This is a genomic window from Natrinema hispanicum, from assembly GCF_900111485.1.
Classification (GTDB): Archaea; Halobacteriota; Halobacteria; order Halobacteriales; family Natrialbaceae; genus Natrinema; species Natrinema hispanicum_A.
Genome location: NZ_FOIC01000063.1, coordinates 1 through 6,423, shown reverse-complemented (window position 1 = coordinate 6,423; position 6,423 = coordinate 1). Strand labels below are relative to the sequence as shown.

General features: G+C 50.9%; 4 protein-coding genes and 1 pseudogene. 2 read left to right on the top strand and 3 right to left on the bottom strand.

What is annotated here, in order from left to right; all coding sequences use genetic code 11:
- Positions 1-214 precede the first annotated feature (214 nt).
- Positions 215-1,039 carry a transposase gene (locus BSG09_RS19645; protein ID WP_092936137.1) on the bottom strand — a complete coding sequence of 275 codons (825 nt, stop codon included), beginning with the start codon at positions 1,037-1,039 and terminating at the stop codon, positions 215-217.
- Positions 1,040-1,376: 337 nt separating this feature from the next.
- Here BSG09_RS19645 and BSG09_RS19640 point away from each other — a divergent pair, with 337 nt between their 5' ends.
- Positions 1,377-3,053, top strand: a complete 1,677-nt coding sequence (locus tag BSG09_RS19640) for a hypothetical protein (protein WP_139246295.1) — start codon at positions 1,377-1,379, stop codon at positions 3,051-3,053.
- Positions 3,054-3,366: 313 nt separating this feature from the next.
- Here BSG09_RS19640 and BSG09_RS19630 read toward each other — a convergent pair whose 3' ends face one another.
- Together BSG09_RS19630 and BSG09_RS19625 are read right to left on the bottom strand one after the other, a co-directional pair.
- Positions 3,367-4,389 carry a polysaccharide pyruvyl transferase family protein gene (locus tag BSG09_RS19630; RefSeq protein WP_092936130.1) on the bottom strand — a complete coding sequence of 341 codons (1,023 nt, stop codon included), beginning with the start codon at positions 4,387-4,389 and terminating at the stop codon, positions 3,367-3,369.
- A 14-nt stretch (positions 4,390-4,403) separates the two neighbouring features.
- Positions 4,404-5,903: a flippase gene (locus tag BSG09_RS19625; protein WP_092936127.1), complete on the bottom strand. Its 1,500-nt coding sequence runs from the start codon at positions 5,901-5,903 to the stop codon at positions 4,404-4,406.
- 172 nt (positions 5,904-6,075) lie between these two features.
- Here BSG09_RS19625 and BSG09_RS19620 point away from each other — a divergent pair.
- Positions 6,076-6,423 (top strand): annotated as a pseudogene (locus tag BSG09_RS19620) (IS66 family transposase); the annotation flags it as partial.

Below are 6,423 nucleotides of genomic sequence, written 5' to 3'. Positions count from 1 at the left end.
TTTGGATTCTGTATCCGGCAGTTGATTTGGGCCATGCAAACTCAAAGGCGTCCAGCGAAGATTGCGGTGCCGATTCAACCGCCGAAGTAGTATTAGAGAACGGACACGTCCATGCAGCAGACAATCTAATGTACGTCGGTGGTGGGGTCAACAAATCGACGGCTGATATAGCATCAAATTACTGCTCTATTGAAAATGCGGTACGGCAGTACGATCATAGCTTTGTAGCGGTCTTTTTGATGTTGTGGAGAGCGAACATGAGGACGATCTCACGGAACTGACGGTACCAGAACCGCGAACGCAAGGCGGAGGCTTGCGTTCGCTTCGTCGTTGAGTAGGACGTCTCTGCCATCCACCGTTGCGTGTAGCTATTCGTCTGATTGAGCGCGTTGTGTGCTACAGCCATCGGTTTCGATCCACGATGATGAACACGATAATCGAGGTCGTATGCAGACAGCTCGTATTCGGTGTGCCAGTCTTGGAACCCGTTGTCGGCGACGACGGCCCGCAGGTCGTCCGCGTTCCGGCGGACGACCCGCGGGCCAGCCTTCGTATCGTGTTCACGCTCGATACAACAATGTACGTCCAGTACCGCCAATGACTCTGTATCGGTCAGTGTCGTCGCTTTGACTGTCGTGACCGTCCGACTCTGCCGTTGGAGGTAGTACTGCGAAGCTTGGTCACGTTCGAAGAACGTGCTGTCCAAAGCGGCGTGTCCAGATTGGCGGAGTTGCTGCGCAGAGACGCGCAACAACGCCCGCCACACGTACATCGCGTATCGGTCTAGAGAGTGGTAGAACGTCGTTGGATCAGGCAACGCCTTGGGATGAATGCCGAGGCGATCGCACACCTCCGGCATAAGTCCCAGCCGATCAACAAGTTCAGTGAACGTGTGGCCTTCTTCCTTCCGAATACAATGAGCGACGATGTGTGCTTCGCGGGGAAGCCCGCCTGACTCGGGCTTCCCCGCATGATTCCCCAACGCTTGTTTTGCTACGCGTAGTGCCTTCTCAACGAGGTCAAGGAGTGCGACTGCCATAATCGGCTTCTTGACCTCGTTCTCTCAAACCAGTACCGACCAAACTCGACGCTGTCGGCCATTTTCAATAGAGCACAAATTACTACAGGACTAGGTTAGTAACTCAACAAGGTGGGACCGGTCACTACGTGAGTAGTCCGTACATGGTTCAGCAACTCGATGGTGACCCGGGCGAGTATCTGACCACGATAAATATCATTCAATCGTAAAATAGTGATCGTGGGGTATACAAGACAAATAACAAGATAGAACATGCACTCTCAAACACAGACCGGATACAATCACACGTCTAAGATTAGTAAGATTATTACGGCAGCCCTCATCCACTCTATAATAGATGGGAACGATGGCCAGTCGGGGGGCGAAGGCGTTCTTAACCATCTGGCTCCTCGCGATCTCGTTTGTGTTTCTGTACTATTATCCTAATGGAACGGGGGTATATCGCTACCCAGGGATGTTCGTCACGTCAATGGACATGTTTGCCAACGGCTATGCCTCAACAGACGTCATCACGCGCATTCCTATCCTATCGACGACGACGCTTGACCAATCCTCGTACGGTTCCGATTTCGCACGCGTCGCCATTCAAAACGCATCTCAGTACCCATCTCTAGTCTCCGCCTATCTGATTGTCATGGAGTTAACGGGGATGGGGGCACGCGATTTCATGGCACTCGGTATTGGTATCTTCTTTGTCCCTGTCGTTGTTTATATCACGACACGGCGACTACTGTCGACGACTGTCGCTGCCGCTTACGCGTCGTATTTTACCGTCTACATGCTAACGCTCCCAGTTTCCTACCGCTCCTATGCATCGTTCATCACGGTCCCGGCGCTGTTCCTGCTCATATATATTATTCACAGGTCCCTTGACACCTCGAGAAAACGGGTTCAGGGTCTGTTATTCCTACTGATATTTTTACACCCGCTGACGTGGCACACCGCGACAATCCAGGTCGGAACTCTGATTGTCGGTATCCTTGGTCTTGCAGTCGTCGCCACGTATGTCTCCAGACACTCCGATCGAATCGTCGCCAGATACCCAGTCGAGAACCTTTTGCGCACGATCGTCTTTGCGGGTATCATCACGGCGACGTTTATTGCAATCTGGGACTCGCTATACGTGGCCGCGATATTGATGGGTGGGCTCCCACTTGGAGATTTCATCTCAAATATTGCGGGCCTGCTCGGCAGTGGCGGTGGATCAGACCCGATACCCTACGAGTGGGACTACCGAAAAATGTACGCGGGTACTGTCTATTTCTACACACATATGCTGATACACGTAATATCAGCGCTCCTAATGACAGTCGCGACTGGATACCTCGGACTCTCTGTCCTTCGAGGGAAACGACTTTCGGAGCGGCAGACCCGTGCCCTTATATATCTCCTTGGAGCTGGGGGAGCGCAAATTATCTTTAGTGTTCTCTACTCGCGCACTGCTCTCGGGCTGGCGTTCGTCACTGACGTATTCATCCTGATCGGTGTCTACGGTATCCTAACCATCAACGTTGACCAACGTATCCGAAAGGGAGCTACAGTAAGTGCCCTCGCTATCTGTCTCGTTTTGAGCGCGACGATGGTTGGTGCAATAGCTACAACGGACAACCTCGGTCGCGACCCGGTGACCACTCATGAGTCAACGGATTCGAGCTCCCAATGGATTGATGGGTACACGAATGGGTTGGTAATGACTGATTTCAACCTCCAGAGTAGTTTTATGTCGAATACGATCCAATCAGGAAACGAACTCTACGAGGTTCTGGTTGTTGACCCACACCATTATGAAATGGCTGTCGGAGATCGCCCTTTGCAGCCCGAGTACACAAGTGCGTACTACGTCGTCGACCAAGCTTCGCGCGACGACAAGCGCCCCATTCATGCGTATTCAGATCGGGTGCTGATGGAGCCCTATCCAGACCGAATAGATGAGAATGGCGAGCTCAATCGCATTTACGGAGACGAATCAGTAACGATCTACCAGTTCGATGACGAAGCAGCGAGTGAGTCCTAACTCGAGACTGCCTCACTCGTGTGTAAGCCCGTAGATCCCAACGTCGGCAGCGAGGAGCATGATTACCACAACTTGGAGTACAAGCGCCTCACTACCTAGGATTATGTCCGTATCGTTGGCGACGAACCACTCTCTCCGTTTGAAAATGACTTGGTGGCCGTCGATTCGCAGTCGATGCGTGAGGGATACCCTGTTCACTCGTATTCTGGTAGAGCGGTCGTTCGACCGATGCCCGAAAAAATTGGGTCGAACAGGTATTAAATAGGGGGTATCACGACGACCGCCGATCAGTATACTACAGCTCGTAGCCCACTCAGGCCATATTTTGTAGTACGTCGACAGTATCGCGTAACTGCTGCACCTGTTGCTCTTTCTTTTCCTCGATACCCTCATCGAGCGATACAGTGCGGTCCGTAATGTCGGAGAGGCCGACATTGTCGAACAATGCTCCGCGCGGAGTGTCGAAGTGGAACTTCGCTTGATTTCCGTAGGCGAGCGTTGGAACGCACGCGTGAATTCGATCAGAATGTGTTGTCTCAGTGTTAGCGTACAGGAACAGATAGTCGGTAACGAGATCTGATACGAACACGTTCCCTCGTTTGAAATTATTGCGGTTCTTAAGTCGGTCCCGAACGTTTCTTGGGAGACCCTGGTACGGTTTCGAGCGGCCGAATGGATTGTGGTCTGGTCTGATCGTTCGGTTGTCGGTCTGTAGCGGCGGCTCTTCGACCTTGTCGAAGGCGGCGACAGTGAACTGCTGGTTACTCTCTGGGGGCGTGTGCCACTCGTTAATGAAGAAGGCACAGTCAATCCCATTGTGTGCTACGTCCACTACGTCCCCGTAGTGCTCGTACGTCGGTGTGTCGCGAGCGATAAGACCACAGACGTCGAGCTGCTGGAGTTTTTCGGTAACGTATTGGCGGGTTTCTCGATGATAGTCTCCGCCACCAGCACCGAGAATTACTATCGGGATGTCTCGAGCCTGCAATTCGAGGAGGGTCTGGAAGTAGGGCTCCAACCCGACATCATAGAGAACACACCCGGGAAGTATCGCAAGATCTGCGTCCACAAATTCGCTGAGATTGACCATGTTCTGGCGGACCGGATGAGTTCGAAATCGATGGTCCCGAAATTTCTGACCAGTGTCACCAAGCTTCCGCCAGGTTCCTCCAGCGAGGGGACCAAGTGCTACTTTCTCTTCCGTCTTATTAGGAAAACCAGATACTTCAAAGATGTCTGCTTCCGGGAATGACTGCCGAACAATGGCTTTCGCACCTTTGTCGATGAATCCATTCCCGATATTTGTGAGCCACGTTCTTAGTATTACTATCTTCATGTATACTCATCGTGTCACCACACCTTGGAAAACATACCGATAATGCTTTTGACTGTCTTTCTATCCTCGTTAGTGACCTCTCCTGTGAAATATAGCGCACCGAGTCCGCCGAAAAGTGCAGTGGTAGCTATGATCCCAACTATTAAGATACTTGATACTATCCAGGTGGAATCCGGAATCAGTGTTGAAGTAATCGTGGCGGTAATTAAAGCGACAATCGAATAGAGAACAGCCCCCCGGTCAAAGAAACCGAATTGGTGATTAACATAAAGGTCGGTTGTTTTCAGAAAATTCATGCAAATATATCCTACTAGTGATGAGATAGCAGCACCTATTACCCCATAACGGGGTATTAGAACTATATTTAAAATGACATTGAGGCCAACAGCAATGCTGTTGTAGATGAAGATTGTTCTCGATTTCCCGAACCCTAAAAGTGCCTGTCCATTTGGTCCGAGAACGGAATCGACAAGCTTTGCCCCTGCTAATATTACTATCGGCATATAAAGAGAACCCAATGTGTATTCGTCTCCGAACAGGTCAACAAATACTCCGGGACGCAAGAGTATCACAGATAGGAGGGGAACTGTGAATATGAGAATCCACCTGGTGGCCTGATTGTAGAGTGATGGGATTTCGTTACTTCTTCCGTTGGACACTAATTCTGATATGCGGGGGAACAACAGGAACGAAAACGAACTGTGAAATACCGTTAAAAGAGATGCAATCGTAACAACGACCTCATACTGTCCAACTGTCGCCGTGGCAGAAGTAAAGTATCCGATCATAACCTTGTCAGCCGTTGTCAAAAGTATATACAAAGAAGAAGACAGTAAGAGCGGGAAACTAAACGAAAAAAACGAAAGTATCGCCGCATCGCTATCGAATTCCGGTCTCCACCCAGTCCAAAGGATCAATGCGAGCCCGAAAGCCGCAGTAACAACATAGGCAACTAGGATACCGGCGACAACGGCGATACCACTCCCGACGAGCAGCAGTGCTCCAACTGCGGCGATCAAGCGTCCACCAGATAATGCGATTTTGGATACGAGCGTGTATAGGGTGGACTCCTGGTACCCCTGAAGTGTTCCGGCTGATAATTTGATGAGAGCATAAAACGGGAGTGCAATAAGGGTGAGAATGATGAATTCGCTCGAAACAGAACCGGCGAAAGCGGCTTCACGAACTTGCTCCAAAAATAGTATGCCGATGCCGGCAAGGAGAATCGAGGTGATGCCGACAATACCGAAGGAAATCGTAATATATGTGTTTTGCTCGTGGTCACCACGGTTCGTAGCGGGAAGGTGCTTAACAAGTCCTTGGTTAAGTCCGAAAAGACAGCCAATCACAGCGATATCAAGCAAGGATAGCATCAGAATTATAGCGCCGAAAACATCCCGAGAAAGTGCTTGAGCGAGGACAACACGTAATAGATAGAACCCAAGCATGCTCACACCCGTTCCGACGAGAACAATTAGCCCGGATCGGCCTACGTCTGTAGCATCAGTAGTCATTGTCAGGTACCCGTAGAAATATCAACTGAATCCTGTTCTAAGTCTGTCTGACCAGTAATAAAATATTACGTTATCGAAATCAGCGTAGAGATATATGGTAATTGGATAGCGACCCGCCGTCAGGCCGATTTCGTAGCAGTCTCATGAATGGTCTCTCAATGGTGAACCAACTGTGTCGCTGGGGATTAGCGGATCGCCGGAATCGATAGATTCCGCGATCCGCACCGAGGACAGTACGCATCTCCGCCAGCAACTCGTAATTCAAAAGCTCGAGAACCGCCTTCTCCATCGCCAACTCGCTGCACAGCAACAGCAGATAGAGGTACTTGAGACTCGCCTCAAGCGGTACGAAAACCCAAACACACCACCCAGTAAGCAGGGTGGCGCGGCTGGATCACCTGGCAACGGTGACAGCGACGAAGAAGAGAACGAAGACCAAGGGGACGACGCTGGCGGCGACGCTGACGCCGCCAGCGACTCCTCTCCAGGACGTGACGAAGGTCACGAAGGAACAACTCGA